General features: G+C 53.6%; 14 protein-coding genes. 5 read left to right on the forward strand and 9 right to left on the reverse strand.

All coding sequences use genetic code 11. The annotated features are described in order from the left end of the window. Nucleotides 1-26: 26 nt before the first annotated feature. Nucleotides 27-377 carry a hypothetical protein gene (locus EZM41_RS05125; RefSeq protein WP_198470060.1) on the reverse strand — a complete coding sequence of 117 codons (351 nt, stop codon included), beginning with the start codon at nucleotides 375-377 and terminating at the stop codon, nucleotides 27-29. A gap of 209 nt (nucleotides 378-586) precedes the next feature. Here EZM41_RS05125 and hutH point away from each other — a divergent pair, with 209 nt between their 5' ends. After that, complete coding sequence (hutH, locus tag EZM41_RS05130; protein WP_198470061.1) at nucleotides 587-2,116, forward strand: histidine ammonia-lyase; 1,530 nt, start codon at nucleotides 587-589, stop codon at nucleotides 2,114-2,116. A gap of 68 nt (nucleotides 2,117-2,184) precedes the next feature. Here hutH and EZM41_RS05135 read toward each other — a convergent pair whose 3' ends face one another. Next, entirely contained in the window at nucleotides 2,185-2,712 is a 528-nt protein-coding gene (locus EZM41_RS05135) for a type 1 glutamine amidotransferase domain-containing protein (RefSeq protein ID WP_198470062.1), read from the reverse strand. A 434-nt stretch (nucleotides 2,713-3,146) separates the two neighbouring features. Here EZM41_RS05135 and lysX point away from each other — a divergent pair, with 434 nt between their 5' ends. Next, nucleotides 3,147-4,064: a lysine biosynthesis protein LysX gene (lysX, locus tag EZM41_RS05140; protein WP_232619078.1), complete on the forward strand. Its 918-nt coding sequence runs from the start codon at nucleotides 3,147-3,149 to the stop codon at nucleotides 4,062-4,064. Here lysX and murB read toward each other — a convergent pair. The 3 genes from murB to EZM41_RS05155 are packed head-to-tail and all read right to left on the reverse strand — an operon-like array spanning nucleotide 4,061 to nucleotide 7,469. After that, nucleotides 4,061-5,023, reverse strand: a complete 963-nt coding sequence (gene murB / locus EZM41_RS05145; protein WP_198470063.1) for a UDP-N-acetylmuramate dehydrogenase — start codon at nucleotides 5,021-5,023, stop codon at nucleotides 4,061-4,063. The genes lysX and murB overlap by 4 nt on opposite strands. Before the next feature lie 36 nt (nucleotides 5,024-5,059). Next, nucleotides 5,060-7,198, reverse strand: coding sequence for a methyl-accepting chemotaxis protein (locus EZM41_RS05150; RefSeq protein ID WP_198470064.1), 2,139 nt, complete (start codon nucleotides 7,196-7,198; stop codon nucleotides 5,060-5,062). Between the two features lie 46 nt (nucleotides 7,199-7,244). Continuing rightward, nucleotides 7,245-7,469 carry a hypothetical protein gene (locus EZM41_RS05155; RefSeq protein ID WP_198470065.1) on the reverse strand — a complete coding sequence of 75 codons (225 nt, stop codon included), beginning with the start codon at nucleotides 7,467-7,469 and terminating at the stop codon, nucleotides 7,245-7,247. A gap of 242 nt (nucleotides 7,470-7,711) precedes the next feature. Here EZM41_RS05155 and EZM41_RS05160 point away from each other — a divergent pair, with 242 nt between their 5' ends. From EZM41_RS05160 to EZM41_RS05170, 3 genes are all read left to right on the forward strand, one after another. After that, the gene (locus EZM41_RS05160; protein WP_198470066.1) at nucleotides 7,712-8,335 is read left to right on the forward strand and encodes a nitroreductase family protein; all 624 of its coding nucleotides are present in this window, start codon (nucleotides 7,712-7,714) and stop codon (nucleotides 8,333-8,335) included. A 90-nt stretch (nucleotides 8,336-8,425) separates the two neighbouring features. After that, nucleotides 8,426-9,217 carry an SDR family oxidoreductase gene (locus tag EZM41_RS05165; RefSeq protein ID WP_198470067.1) on the forward strand — a complete coding sequence of 264 codons (792 nt, stop codon included), beginning with the start codon at nucleotides 8,426-8,428 and terminating at the stop codon, nucleotides 9,215-9,217. A 19-nt stretch (nucleotides 9,218-9,236) separates the two neighbouring features. Then, nucleotides 9,237-10,409, forward strand: coding sequence for an alanyl-tRNA editing protein (locus tag EZM41_RS05170; RefSeq protein ID WP_198470068.1), 1,173 nt, complete (start codon nucleotides 9,237-9,239; stop codon nucleotides 10,407-10,409). Between the two features lie 61 nt (nucleotides 10,410-10,470). Here the strand turns inward: EZM41_RS05170 and EZM41_RS05175 are convergent, their stop codons facing one another. From EZM41_RS05175 to lpdA, 4 genes are all read right to left on the reverse strand, one after another. After that, nucleotides 10,471-11,967, reverse strand: a complete 1,497-nt coding sequence (locus EZM41_RS05175) for a tripartite tricarboxylate transporter permease (RefSeq protein ID WP_198470069.1) — start codon at nucleotides 11,965-11,967, stop codon at nucleotides 10,471-10,473. Nucleotides 11,968-11,971: 4 nt separating this feature from the next. After that, nucleotides 11,972-12,421, reverse strand: coding sequence for a tripartite tricarboxylate transporter TctB family protein (locus EZM41_RS05180; RefSeq protein WP_198470070.1), 450 nt, complete (start codon nucleotides 12,419-12,421; stop codon nucleotides 11,972-11,974). A 71-nt stretch (nucleotides 12,422-12,492) separates the two neighbouring features. Then, nucleotides 12,493-13,467, reverse strand: coding sequence for a Bug family tripartite tricarboxylate transporter substrate binding protein (locus EZM41_RS05185; protein ID WP_198470071.1), 975 nt, complete (start codon nucleotides 13,465-13,467; stop codon nucleotides 12,493-12,495). A gap of 116 nt (nucleotides 13,468-13,583) precedes the next feature. Continuing rightward, a complete protein-coding gene (gene lpdA, locus EZM41_RS05190) occupies nucleotides 13,584-14,975 on the reverse strand; it encodes a dihydrolipoyl dehydrogenase (RefSeq protein WP_198470072.1) in 1,392 nt (463 codons plus the stop codon). Nucleotides 14,976-15,168: the final 193 nt, after the last annotated feature.

A 15,168-nucleotide genomic window follows, 5' to 3' on the forward strand; every position in this document is an offset into this window, starting at 1 on the left:
GGGGCTGAAATTATCGCGAACGTGAGTTAGACGGACGAAACAACGGCGATGGCCTGATCTAAGGCAGCCCTTAGCTCATCCCATGAAGGGATGCCTCGGAAGATTGCCTTGTTATCCAGCACCCACGCTATCTCCTTTGCTCTGATCTTGTATTTAAATATTTCGAAGAAATAGAGGACATTTCGAGGGTCTATAAGTTCTACCTCTATCTTGTCTCCGTATTCCCTCTTGATTCTTCTCAAAAGCGACCCTACCTTTTCTCTCTCCCCCAAGAGGTGGAACGTCTCCATCTCCTCCATCTCTCTGTAGTCGATCGGGAGGCAGCAGGAATAGATCTCTGGCTTTTCCATAAATATCTTCAAAACCGGCCTTCTCATATTCTCTTCTCTCCCTTCTGCACGCTGGTAGTCCAGACGACACATGTCTTTCAATCGTTTAAAACCATTATATCTTATGTCCGAAGATCTACAGCTCTTTTACTCTCATCCTTTGTGCTATTTTTAAATGCTCGTGTCATGCACTGCCCTTGATTTTATGGTATTATATTATGAAAGGGCATAACAGCTTCCTTCAGGGGGCGGTGGCTATGCATATTATATGGCTCAATGGGCATTCCCTCACCATCGAGGATATCGTGCGCGTAGCCAGAAATGGCTACGGCGTTGCCCTGGATCCCTCTGCCAGAGCCTTCGTGCCGAGAGGCTCGTCTATGGTGGAGAAGTGGGCTGACGCTGGAGAAACGATTTACGGCATCACCACCGGCTTCGGCGACCTGGCGTCTACGTCTATCTCTCCCGAACTGAGCGAAAAACTCCAAGAAAACCTCCTGAAAAGCCATTCCTGCGGAGTGGGAGAACCGTTTCCCGAGGAGATCGTCAGGGCTGCAATGCTGCTTCGCATCAACACTCTCACGAGAGGTTATTCGGGCATCAGGCTGAAGACATTAGATCAAATGGTCGCCTATCTCAACGAAGGGATTCACCCCGTAATTCCGTCGCAGGGCTCCGTCGGTTCGAGCGGCGACCTTTGCCCGCTTTCGCATCTGGCCATCACCCTTCTTGGACTGGGAGAGGTCTTCTATCGAGGGAGGAGGGTTCCCACGCTTCGAGCTCTCAAAGAGGCTGGGCTTAAACCCCTCGACGGGCTCGGCCCTAAGGAGGGCTTGGCCTTAAACAACGGCACTGCCATGACGACAGCCGTTTCGGCCCTGTCTCTTTACGATGCCCTCGAGCTTGCCAAGGCCGTGGACGTAGCGGCGGCACTCTCTTTGGAAGCGCTTCACGGCGTGCCAGATGCCTTCGATCCCCGCATTCATGAGCTTCGCCCGCACATAGGGCAGAAGTTGGTGGCATCCAACATACGAAGGCTAATCGAGGGGAGCGAAATCGTCGAAGCCTACAGAGACAAAAGGGTGCAGGACGCCTACTCGTTGCGCTGTATTCCTCAAGTCCACGGAGCCAGCCGCGACGCGATGGATTTTGTGCGTCAAAAGATAGAGATCGAAATCAACTCCGTGACAGATAATCCTCTCATATTCCCAGCCGAGGGCGAGGTTTTAAGCGGCGGAAATTTTCACGCCCAACCCATCGCGTTGGCCATGGACTTTCTCGGGATTGCCGTCGCCGAACTTGCGGATATCTCCGAAAGGCGCGTCGCCAGGTTGGTCGACCATAAACTTTCAGGGCTTCCGCGCTTCCTCATAAAAAACAGCGGACTGAACAGCGGCCTCATGATCCCCCAATATACCTGTGCGGCATTGGTTTCGGAGAACAAGGTCCTCGCACACCCCGCCTCTGTCGATTCCATACCGACGTCGGCCAACCAAGAAGATCATGTTTCTATGGGGGCCTATGCCGCCCGCAAGGCCAGGACCATTGTAGAGAATGCCCAAAAAGTGGCGGCTATAGAATTTCTGGTCGCAGCGCAGGCTTTGGACTTCAGTGCGCCACTTAAACCCGGTAAGGGCACCGGAGCCGCTTATCGCCGCATAAGAGATGAAGTCCCGTTTTTGGAGGAGGACGTTATCCTTTATCCTTTGATCGATGTGGTCTTGAAGCTGCTATGCTCTGGTGAGGTTGTAGCATTTGCAGAAGGGGTCATTGGAGAGCTCGACTGACTCAAAAATGAGCTCCGGAGTTTGTGCCCCGGAGCTCAGATCGTTCTCATGGAGCCTTTCGGTGCCCTTTAGTTGCTTGAAGCTGCCTCGATTATGGCCTTGCAGAAATGAGGCAAATCGGCAGGCGTACGGCTGCTTATGAGGTTTTTGTCCACGACGACGGGTTCATCCACCCAATTTACCCCCGCGTTTACCATGTCATCTTTTATCGCGGAAAACGATGTGGCCTTAGCACCTTTCAGTATGCCGGCCGAGATGGGCACCCATCCTGCGTGGCAGATGAAGGCGACGATTTTACCGGCCTTATGGAATTCTTTGGTGAGTTCCAAAGCCTTGGGGTACCTTCTGATTTTGTCGGGAGCATAACCTCCCGGGATCAGCAGACCGTCGAAATCTCCGGCTCCTACCTCGTCGAACGAAGAGTCAGCCTTGCACGGGTAACCGTTTTTGCCTCGGTAGACTCGCCCTTTTTCCGGTCCGACTGTTACGACTTGAGCCCCCTCTTCAGTGAGGCGAATTTTGGGATACCATAGCTCGAGGTCCTCATATTCGTCCTCTACAAATTGCAGAAAGCGCTTTCCCGATAAACGAGACATAAAACACCACCTCCGTCTCTTCTTTGTTCAGATTTTATAATCATTTTAATCGTTTTTCAACCCTCTTTGATGCTCTCTTTTTGCCCTGTTTAAAACCCTCATTTACATCTGGCGAACGATTTGCCATCTGATGCCTGCTTGGGCGATGGTTTCCCTCGGTTGTCAGCACCGACAGCCCAAAGACAACGACGGCTTCGCTTCTGTTTTTTCAGGTAGAGCACTTTTGCCCACCCTGATACTCATATAAAAGTGTAGGTGGAATGGATACGGTGCCTCATATAAAATTCTAAGCCAAAACGAGCTCTTTCTCGCATTGCTCAACATCTGCTTTCTGCTTGAGATATGCCCTTGACAGATTTTGGTAATCCGGTTTAGAATTCGTTCATATTGTAAATTTAAGTTAACGCCTTTTGTCTTTCGAGGAGGGATTCATTATGGCAGAGTCTGCCCAAAGCGTCAATCTCATGGGGGAAGCTAATGGAGCGTTTCCCTTGCGCATCATCTATTCTCGCCTGCGCACGGAGGAAAAGATGCTCTTTCAAGCGGCCGATAGACTGGGGATACCGTATGTGGCAGAAGACATCCGCACAAAGAGATGGCCCGACTTGGGCGGCTATCCCGGCGAGGTTGTCATCTGCCGCTGTGTGAGTCATACACAAAATGTCGCGTTGGCCCAACTCTTGGAGTCTAAGGGCGTGCGCACGATCAACAATTCTTCGATAATGCTTCTATGCGGCGATAAGATTGCCACGGCGGCGCGCTTGGACGCGGCCTGTATACCTCAACCTGAATACCGTGTAGCTTTTTCCCCGGAAGGGGCAGTCGAAGCCGCGGAGGAGCTCGGATACCCTGTAGTCTTTAAGCCTTCGGTGGGGAGCTGGGGCAGACTTTTAGCGAAGGTGAATGACCGCGACGCCGCTGAAGCCTTGGTAGAGCACAAGAGCTACCTTGGGCCTCATCATCAGGTCTTTTTCTTGCAACGTTATGTGGAGAAAAATGGCTATGACCTGCGGGTTACCGTGGTCGGCGGAAAGCCCGTTACGGCCATAAAACGATGTAGCAGCCACTGGATAACCAACACCGCCCGCGGGGCCCAAGCTGTGAGGTATCCCTTAGAGGAAGATCGGGAATTGGTCTCCCTTTTGCAGCGACTTTATAAAGCCATCCCAGGCGACTTTTTGGCCGTAGATCTATTTAGGATGGATGGACGATGGGTTATAAACGAGGTCAACGGCCAGCCGGAGTTTCGAAGTTCTACGATCAGCACCACGGGGGTTGATTTGGCGGCCTTGATGATGCAATACGCCTGGTCGCTTGTCCCCGAGGAAGCGCTCCTCGTTGGTCAGGGTTAGTTTGCCTCGTCGAGGAAGGTGTGCAGGGGGCCCAAGCGCCCCCTTTCGTCCACATAGCGCACCTCGCACTCCAAGTATAAGCCGGTGCGTTTAAATGTTGCTGCCCTAATCAGGCTAACCAACTTAAAGACATCAGCGGCCTTTCCGCCGCCGAGGTTTACGATGAAGTTGGCATGCTTTTGACTCACTTGGACGCCGCCTACCGTAAGCCCCTTCAATCCCAGGTCTTGTATCACCTTGCCCGGAGGGCCGAAGCTATCATAGAGCTCCGGGTGGTTGGAGAAGACAGAGCCGCAGTTCGGAAGCTTTAAGGGGAATTTCCTTTTCCTCTCCTCGAGGATCTCAAGCGTTTGCCGCCTGATTCGGGATGGGTCGTCGGGTCGACACAATAGCTCTGCCTGGAGGATTACAAGATCCGTGTCTTGGAAAATGGAACGACGATAGGAAAAGGCACATTCGGCGTTATGCATGACCTTCACATTTCCGAAGCGGTCCATTGCCCATACCCTGCGGACGGTTTCGCCTATGCTGTGCCTTAAACTGCCGCCGTTCATATATATAAGGCCGCCCAAGGTGCCGGGTATGCCCGCAGCGTGCTCGAGTCCGCTTAGGCCCCTATTCGCAGCCGCTCTTGCCAAGGCTGGCACCCACGCGCCGGCCTGGGCCGTTATGATGTTGCCTTTGACTGTATAGTGGGAGAATTTGCGGCCTATCTTCAGCACGGCGCCGCGCAACCCTGCGTCGCTGAAGAGGAGGTTAGACCCATTACCTACGATAACAAGAGCGACGCCCTCTTCTTCAGCACGAGCGCAGGCCCTTGCTACTTGATCTGCCCGGAGCGGCTCTATGAAGAGATCCGCCACCCCCCCGATCCTCCAACGGGAATGAAGCCAGAGGGGCTCATTCACGCGGATGAGCCCCAGATCTTCTGCAGTGCGAAGCCTTTCTATTCCCTTCATCTAACCCCCGCCCGTATAGCCTTTTGTAGCATTGTATCACGGGCGGGAGGCGAAGGCTTGCGCGACTTTCGAGTCGGCGGCAGATGCGGAAGCGGTTACCGGCAAAGCCCTCAGACCTGTGGGCGCCTCAAGAGGCGCCTCGCCTTTACATATGGCAAGGCACCTTTCCATCAACGCTGTGAGCTTGCGGCTCGCCTCCTCGGCGCGACCATACATAGCTTTAGCGGCGTCGAAATCGCGCCTCGATACCGCTTCGATAGCGGGAAGTGCAGATTTGTGGACGATTTCGTGGATTTTCCCTATCTCCTCCCAAAGCGCAGCGATCTCTTGAGGTGGGATAGAAATGGCATAAAAAACGCCGAAGTGGCAGCGGGTAGGGTCCGTCTGAACGAAGGAGAAGGCTTCGTCTCCGCTCGTTACGGCTTTCAGCCTCTTGACCCAGCGTTTGTGGGCCTCCAAAGCTCCTTCGACTTCGGCGATAAAATCTTCTTTCTGGGCGAGTTTGAACCTGGAAAATTTATCCAGCATCGCTCGAGAAAGATTCACCACGCGCTTTGTCTCTTCGCTTAAGGAGACCAGCGATCCCTCCATGGTCTTTGCCGTATGTGTTACGCGCTCCATTATCTCTTTGAGGTCAGAGGTGCGAGATGCGATCTGTTCCGACGCTGCCGACATCTCCTCCGTAGAGGCTGACAACTCCTCGGCGCTGGAAGCCACACCCTCGGCGCTCGTTCCCACCGAAGCGATTCCCTTCAACACGGCGGCAATCTCTTCTATTACGCGATCGCTTCTTTTGGCCACGCTGTCCATCTCCTCGGCCATAGAGGCGATCTCTTTGGCGTTTCCTTCGACCTCTTCCATCACGGCGTTGAGATTTTCCCCTATCTGAACGGCTGCCCTCCTGCTCTCCTCAGCGAGCTTCCTCACCTCTTCTGCAACCACCGCAAAGCCCTTGCCGTGCTCACCGGCCCGGGCGGCCTCTATAGCGGCGTTCAATGCCAATAGATTAGTCCTATCGGCGATGGCCGTTATAGCCTTCACCACGTCTTGGATAAGGGAGGCCTTTTCGGTCACGGCCTCTGTGCTTTGGGCCACCCCATGGCCCTGGTCTCTCATGGTAAGGATGGACTTTCTTACCTCCTCAAGGGCAGATTGGCCTGAAGCGGCCCTTTCTCCGATTTCTGCGGCAGCGGCGTTCAGCTCCTCCGCCATCCGAGCCAGACCTTCGCTAGCCGCAGCTATTTCGGCTATCCCCGAATTGGCCTCTTGAACCGAGGCAGCAATTTCATCTATGTCCTTGGACCCTCTGGATAGCTCTTCGTGCATCTCTTTAAATACGGACGAGGAGCGCCTTACCTGGTCTTCCACGGCGCTCATTTGAACTGCGCTATCCCTGAACGTGCAGAATGTGTCCCAGAAAGAACGCCGCAGAAATTCGATGAAGTGGTTGAACGCGGCGCTTAAATAGCCCAATTCATCCCTGGATTTGACCGGTAAGCGCTGAGTCAGGTCTAAGGTGTCTTCGGCGAGCGCTTTTACGAATGATAGGAGGTTTTTTAGCGGACGGACGATGCCCCTGCTTATGAGCAACCCCACCAAAAAGGCAAAGACCGTACCTGCGATAAGTGTTGCCGATCGAACGCGCCTCCACCATGCTGTTTTGCCTACAGCGTGTTCAGCTAGTACGGCCTGAAGGCGGTTTAACTCGTCTAAGAGCGTTCTCCGATCCTCTGCCAAGGCCTCTGCTGTCATTTGAGCGTTGCTGCTGCTGGAGATGGCGTCGAGCCTTTCCCGCACCTGGCGCCAAAGGCTCAATATGCTTTTGATTTGGTCTTGCACCTCGGGCGGGGCAGGATGGATTGTGTCAATGTGCAAGTAGGAGAGGATTTGGGGTGGAAGAACCCCTCCTTCCAAGAGTAGTTTCAGCCCTTGGTCGAAAGCCTTGATTTTATCGGATAGATTTCGCCGTATTGCGTCGTTTTGATCATAGCTTAAGTAAGTAGCTGTAGCAAATATACCTTCCGCCAAGAAGGCTTGCCTCAAGGCAATGGCCTCTATGGCAGCGTCTTCCTTCTCAAGTCCATTCACGATGTTGTTCAAGCTGTAAACTCCCACGATGAGGATGACGAAAAGTGCGATCAAAATTGCACTGCGCCTCATAAGGCCCTTTCCCATTTTTTCACCTCCGCAGCGATATGTTGACGATCAGGGTCAAATTCGATCAAGTTTTCCCTCGCTCGATAATCTCCTGGGCCTTTTCTGTTTGGTTTGGGAACAGATCCTTCGGCACCTTCTCTCTCCCCACAGCCTTAAATACTGCGTAGCGAGCACATTGTGAATTATCACTCAGGCAGTAGCGCTTTTTCATCATATTGGCCGTCGCCGGCATCTTTTCCATTAAGTCGTTAAAGAATGGGCACTTTTCGACTAATTCACACTTTTGCATCGTCTGTACACCTCCGCTCAAAGATTTGTACCGCCACGCAAAATTGAATCATTTTTGAAAATCTAATTTTATACTAATGCTTCGAGCCTTTCTTCGTCAATGCCCTTTGGTCACACTTTCGTCGCAACATTTGGCAGATGAGGGATCGTTGCGGCGCAAAAAGGAGGTATGGTTTAACTTAAACTCCTTCCAATTGCGTGATATAATTCCACTTGAGACCATTTTACAGAGGAGGGATCGCAGTGGATGTCATCCAGGCGTTGAAAGAGAGGCGCTCCATAAATTTCTTTGATCCCGAGCGCAGCATACCCGATAATACGTTGAAGGAGCTCTTGGAGATCGCAAATCTCGCCCCGTCTTCGTTCAATCTGCAGCCGTGGAAGGTCATCGCTGTCAAAGACAGGGAGCGAAAAAAGGTCCTCAGGCGCTGTGCCTTCGACCAACCAAAGGTGGAAGAGGCCTCGGTTGTGCTCATAATCGTGGCCGATCCGATGGGCGTTGAGGAAAACCGGGATGCAGTTATAAAGTCCAACATAGAGTTAGGCTATATGAAGCCGGAGGCCACGGAGTCGACTCTGGGAATGATCCAGACCCTTTACGGCCCTCCCAATAGCCTGCAGAGGAAGATCTTCGCGGTCAAAAACGCGTCGCTTTTCGCCATGAGCGTAATGGCTGCCGCCAGGGGGTTGGGATTGGAAACGCACCCGATGGACGGCTTTGACGAGGGGGCCATAAAGAAGGAATTCGGCATTCCCAACGATAAGATAGTTCCCATGATCATCGCGGTTGGTTACCTTAAGCCGGGAGTCAAGCTTCTTCCTCGGGCATATAGGAGAAAGATCGAGGATTTCGTCAGGTTTGAGTAGAGCTTCCTGTATAAAAGCGCTGCCAAAACGGCGCTGCGACAAAAGGGCGCCGTTTTGTACAAAAGGTTTTAGGAAACGGAGGGAAAAGTTATGGACCTCGGACTCGAGGGCAAAAGTGTTTTAGTGTTGGCTTCGAGCTCTGGCCTCGGCAAGGCCATAGCCGCTGAGTTTGCAAAAGAGGGGTCGCGCGTCATGATATCCTCTTCCAACGAAGAAAAATTGCGGATCGCCCAAAGGGAGATAAGGGAAGCCACCGGCAATGAGCCTCTGTATAGGGTTTGTGACATCACGAAGGCCGATCAAATAAAAGCGCTGGTGCGCGAGACCGCCAACGCCTTCGGCACGATCCATGTGCTCGTCAACAACGCGGGCGGCCCACCTCCAGGCACATTCGAGAGCTTCGGTGACGATGCGTGGCAGCGCGCTTTCGAGCTCGACCTCTTGAGCTACGTGAGGAGTATCCGGGAGGTGCTTCCCTATATGAAGAAAGAGCGCTGGGGAAGGATAGTGAACTCCACCTCCTCTTCGGTCAAAGAGGTCATAGACAATCTCATACTCTCCAATACGTTCCGCATCGGTGTGGCTGGGATGAGCAAGACTTTGGCACGGGAGGTGGCCCCTTATGGCATCCTCGTAAACGTCATAGGGCCGGGCCGGATACTCACGCCGCGCCTGGAGCAAGTGGACAAGGCGAACGCGCAAAAAATGGGAAAGAGCGTAGAGGATGTCCGAGCAGTCACGCTTTCGGCCATACCGTTGGGGCGGTTTGGCGACCCAGTGGAATACGCCAAGCTCGCCGTTTTCCTGTGTTCCGAGGCCAACACCTACATAACTGGACAGACTATCATAGTCGATGGCGGGATGGTGAAGGCCGTCCCATAAGTCGAGGGAGGAAACATCTGTGGAAGCTAAGATCAAGGATGTCCTCAAGGTCGAGGGCAAGAAAGCTCTTGTGACGCTTTGCGAAAATCCCTTCCGCCCGGCCGGGGGAGGACAGCCTGGAGACACGGGCACCTTGGAGGGCACAAATCTTTTGGCGGTTGTTAATGATTGCACCGAAGAAGACGCAGGGCCTGTGCTCCACTTGGCTGTGAAGCGGGGGGAAGTGAGGCCTGGTGATGTTGTAACGGTCAAAGTTGACTACGGACGCCATGCGACACTTTCGCGCATGCACACCGGCGAACACATACTATCCCGGGCTTTAGAAAGGCAGGTCTCAGGTCTCAAGGTGTATAAGGTTTCCATAGATTCCAAAGAGAGCTCTATATACCTGCGCTACGACGGAGAACTCACATGGGAGATGCTCTTTTCCGCCGAGGATGAGGCGAACTCTATCATCGCCTCCGATATCCCCGTAAAAATTTATAGCCTTTCTCCTCAAGAAGCCCAAAGCCTTCCCAATTTAAAGGCCAACTGGGAGAGAATAGAAAGCGAGAAGATAAGGATCGTCCAGATCGGTGATTACGATCTGATAGCCTGTTCGGGCAGCCACGTATCCTCGACGGCTCAAGTCGGAGGGGTGATCGTGACGGCCTTCAGGGGTTCACCTCCCGAGTGGGAAGTGAAGTTCTCTCTGGAGAGGGCGCACCTCTTGGATGATTACGGCAGGGTCATGAGGAAACTTTTGCGCAAGGTCGGATGCAAGCCTGAAGACCTTGAGCCCATTTACGACAGGCTGAGGGAAGAGAAAGAATCGCTCCAAAAGCTCCTCGGCAAGGTGAGGAGCTACATCTCCTTTCCCTTCTCGGAAGAACAAGTGGACGGATACGAGCTGTTATCCGCCGAGGCGCCAGGCTTGACGGTGGAGGTCGCGACGCCCGCCTTGAAGAAGCTCACCGAAGAAAGAAAAAAGGCCGTGGTTGTCTTGCTGATTCAGGTGGGCGAAGAAAGGGAGGCCTACTTCGTTTTAACGGCCGGCAACGACGTCGCTGTGGACCTGCGGAAGATCGTAAAGGACAGAAAAGAGCTCGAAGCCAAAGGCGGCGGGAGCGCTTCCTGGGTTTCCGGGGTTACGGCATGTCTTTCCGTGGCGCGCTGGAGGGAAGCGCTGAGCGAGCTTCTCCGCTCCTCTTAGCGGCGTCTCCAGGTCGTAAAGAGACAGGGAATCGAGCGCCATCTCCCGATTCCCTGTCTCTTTACGAGGCAACGCTTCTGCGCCTTCTTCTCGCCGACCAGAGCGGGATCGTCCACGCGCATGCTACGCAGATCACCAGCACGGTGCTTATGGGGCGCGTTACGAACTGGTTCAAGGCGCCGCCGGTCTTTATAACGCTCATCATGAAGTTGCGCTCCACCATGGGCCCGAGTATCAGCCCCAAGACTATCGGGGCGACGGGCACATCGCTCTTCTCGAAGAAATATCCCAAGAGCCCCATGACAAGCATCACGCCCACGTCGAAGAGGCTGTTGTTTATGGCGTAAGAGCCGACGCAGCAAAAAAGCAGTATAGCAGGCATGAGAATCCCCTTCGGTACTTTGAGCATCTGCATGCCAGACCTGGCGGCCAAATATCCGAGGGGAATCAGTAGCACATTGGCGATGAGAAAGATCAGATATATGGCGTAGACGAGGTCCCCTTGCCTTTCAAAGATAAGGGGACCAGGACGCAACCCCTTCATCATGAGGATGCCGAGCAATATGGCCGTTATGGAATCACCCGGTATGCCGAAAACGAGCGCCGGGATCCATGCTCCGCCCAAAGCTGCGTTGTTGGCCGACGTTGCGGTTAGGACTGCTTCTTCCGAGCCTTTGCCATATTCTTCCGGATGTTTCGATGAAAGTTTACCGACGCCGTAAGAGATCCAGGCAGCGATGTCGCCCCCTGCACCCGGCAGAGCTCCTATGACCATGCCCAGCACTGCAGAGCGCAGCAGTATTCCTAAACGGTTTTTCATCGCTGCCCATGCGCTTTTGAGCATTTCAAAAAAGCCGAAGGAGAGCTTTTGCGCCGTGAAGCTGACCGACTCCTCCGTCGTGCGTATAACCTCACTCACGCCGAATAGTCCGACCATCGCCGGGATGAAGTTCACGCCGCCCAAAAGTTCGCTGCTTCCGAAGGTAAAGCGCGGTATGCCGAGCGTTATATCTATTCCTATAGTGGAGAAAAAGAGCCCCAACAGGAGCGCTATACAGCTTTTAACCGTGGAGCCCTTTGATACCGTGACGGTGGTGGAAAGGCCCAAAATAGCGAGCCAGAAGTACTCAAACGAAGTGAAACGCGTGGCAAATTGGGCTAACGTAGGAGCGATAAGCATTAGCGAAAGTGCCCCAATGATCCCACCCGTAGCACTACAACAAGCGCAAAGGGCCAACGCCTTCACGGCCATTCCTTTATTGCACAGTTGGTATGCATCTTCTACATAGGCGCTGCTCGACGGGGTGCCGGGAACGCGCACCAGCGTCGCAGGAATGTCTCCGGCAAATATCGCCATGGCCGAGAGGACTATCACACCCGCTAAGGCGGGGAGCGGATCCATGAAGAATGTGAAGGGAACGAACAAAGCGGTGGCCATCGTGGCCGTTAGCCCCGGGACGAGCCCCACAAAGAGGCCATAGACCGCCGTAATGACCATGATGAAAATTAAATAGGGGCTCGATAATAATTGAATTGCTGCCGCGAGGTTTGCCATCATCTTTCTACCACCCCCACGGTCCCACGGGAAGCGGAACCCTGAGCGCCTTTGTGAATAACCCCCACACTACTGCTACCAATATCGTGGCCGTAACGGCGCTGCGCAAAAGGCTATTCTTGCGCAAGCATAACTCTGCCATCATCATGATCCACGACGTTAGAATGAAGCCCAACTTGGGAGCACAGGCGATCAGAAATATTACCAGCCCCGTAACTTCCACGAGCCTTAAGCGTTCGCCCGGCCCGCTGAAGAATTTCTCCCCTTTCTCCTTTTGACGCAAAGCGGGCGCTAACACCAATATACCGCAGATACATAAAGCGATGCCTATAAGCGTGGGGAAAAGCCCTGGCCCGGCATATGAACCAGGGACATTCCCTAACTGCATGCTCCTATGTACAATGAGCACCCCTCCGACAGCGCACCCGGTGCCTATAACGGCATCTTTTGCGAGCAATGTGACCACCCTCTCACACAAATAAGAGCAGGGAGAGCTAAGTCTCCCCGCTCTTGCAAGTCTCCTTCCTTCTACTTGGCTAATCCCAGCTCTTTCATGAGATTGCCCAGCTCTTCATCGTTTTCTGCCAAAAACTTTACTGCCTCGTCGGTCGGAATCCAGGCCACACCGTATCCAACTTGATCCATAAAGCTTGTGAAACGCTCGCTTTCGACCGCCTTTTTCAATGCCGGTTCCAAAACACTTACGACGTCGTCGGAAAGCCCCTTGGGGCCGGCTATGCCGCGCCACGTGCCCAGGCTCCAGTCTATGCCGAGTTCCTTCAGCGTCGGTATGTCGGGGAAGGCTTTGACGCGCTCATCTGCCATGACTGCGAGCCCCTTGATCTTGCCGGCCGAATAGAGACTCATGCCCTCGGGCAAGCTGCACGGCACCAGATCCACGCCTCCGCCTATCAGCTCGCGCAGGCCTTCAGCGGCCCCTGTAGAGGGAACCCAAGTGACCGCGTCAGGCGGAAGGCCCATAGAGGCGAGCCACCCGGCCATGGCGAGGTGCCATATGCCACCGGTGCCCGTGCCGGAGGCGCGCAGTTTTCCTGGGTTTGCCTTTATCTCATTTACGAGGTCTTCCAATTTCCCCCACTTCGAGTCGGCCGAAACCCATACCGCCGCAGGGTCGATGTTTACAATCCCTATGGGGCGAAAGTCGTTGTAAGTTACCTCCGCCATGCCCATCCAATGCATCATGTTGAGCTCGGCGGTGATGATAGTGAGCGTATATCCGTCTGGCTGAGCCTTGGCTCCGGCTATATGACCTATGGCTCCGCCTCCGCCGGTGCGGTTTACCACGTTAAACGGAACGCCCAGATCTTCCTGCAAGATGGCGGCTATTGTCCTTGCTACTTGATCCGTTCCTCCGCCCGCGCCCCAGGGGCAAATGATCTGTACTGGTCTATCTGGGTAAGCCGCTTGTGCGCCTACCGACGAGGCAAAAAGCGCAAACGCTGCAACAAATACAACACACGCTAAACGCCACTTTCCCTTCATGCCTATCCCTCCCAGATGAGATTAAATGCTCTTGAACATCGATATTTTAGGCTAATCTTGTCGTACTTGTCAACCGAAATTGCACTTTAGTTTCACATAGTGAACCATATTTAGATTCACCGCTTGGGCATGTGTATACTTATGCCATCGGCAGCGAGGGCAGCTTCGAATATGGCCTCTCCCACTGTAGGGTGGGCGTGAATTGTGGAAGTTATCTCTTCCAGCGTGGCCTCGAGTGTCATGGCTATCGTTCCTTCGGCGATGAGCTCTGTGGCCTTGGGGCCCAATATGTGCAGTCCTAAAATCTCGCCATATTTTGCGTCTGCTATAATCTTCACCATGCCCTGTGTTTCGCCCAAAATGAGAGCCTTGCCGTTCGCCGCCAAGGGAAATCGCCCTACTTTTATTTCACCTGCGTGCTTTTTGGCCTCCTCCTCCGTCAAACCCACACCTGCGAGCTCGGGAGAGGTGTAGAGGCAGTTTGGAACAGCCTTGTAATTCATGGCTTTGTGCTCGCCCATAATGTTTTCTGCCGCTATAGCTCCTTCCGTCATCGCCACGTGGGCTAACATTATAGGGCTTGCGCAGTCGCCTATGGCGTATATCCCTGCGACGCTCGTCTCCATCTGCTCATTCACGGCGATGCGCCCGCGCTCTACCTTGACGCCTATGTCTTCAAGGTTCAGGCCCGCCGTATAGGGCTTGCGCCCCACGGCCACGAGCACTTTCTTTCCGGCGAGAGAGAGCTCTCCTTCCCCGGCTTTCGCTTTCACCTGGAGTAGGCCTTCCTCCCTTGTGATGCCCGTTACGGTTGTGCTCGTGTGAAAGCGCACGCCCCTGCGCTCCATAATTTTTTTAAGTGCGGCGGCCATCTCCGAATCCATAGGGGGAAGTATCTCGGGCAACATTTCCACTACCGCAACCTGCGATCCGAGGCTCGAAAAGATTGAGGTGAACTCCATCCCTATTACGCCGCCACCGACGATGACGATAGACTCCGGAACCTCGTCGAGTGAGAGCGCTTCGTCGCTGGTTATCACGCCCTCGAGGTCCATACCGGGTAGGGGGAGTTTAACCGGCGCTGATCCGGTGGCTATGACGAAGGCATCGCCCTTTATGTTCTCCTTTGTTCCGTCTTTTTTGGTTACCAAAACCTCTTTGGGCGTCGCAAATGAGCCTTCTCCTTGAACGACGGAGACACCGTTAGACGAAAGGAGTGCCTTTACTCCGTTGGTAAGTTGCTTTACTACGGAACTTTTCCTGTCCATGAGAGCTTTCCAGTCGACCGACAAGCCTTCCGTGTTCAAACCGATGCGCTTGCCTCCCTTGACGGATGAATAGAGTTCAGCTGTATGAAGGAGGACTTTGGTAGGAATACATCCCCTGTTTAGACATGTGCCTCCGAGCTCGCCCTTTTCGACCAATGTGACGTCGGCACCCAGTTGAGCGGCTCTGATGGCGGCCACATATCCGCCAGGTCCTCCTCCTATGACGACTACCCGCTTCATTTGTATCTCTCCTTTCGGCGTCAGAGCTTATTGCTGCATGTTCATCTTTACAATTATACTCGGTGCATGATGCATAAACCTACTTGCACTGCGGTATTTACCTCTCCTCCTCGTGTCCTCTGGTATAATATTGAAGCTATTTTCAATAGGCTTATATACACACATGTATTTGAGCTGATTTTTTCGGTGGTGA

The sequence above is a fragment of the Acetomicrobium sp. S15 = DSM 107314 genome (assembly GCF_016125955.1).
GTDB lineage: Bacteria > Synergistota > Synergistia > Synergistales > Thermosynergistaceae > Thermosynergistes > Thermosynergistes pyruvativorans.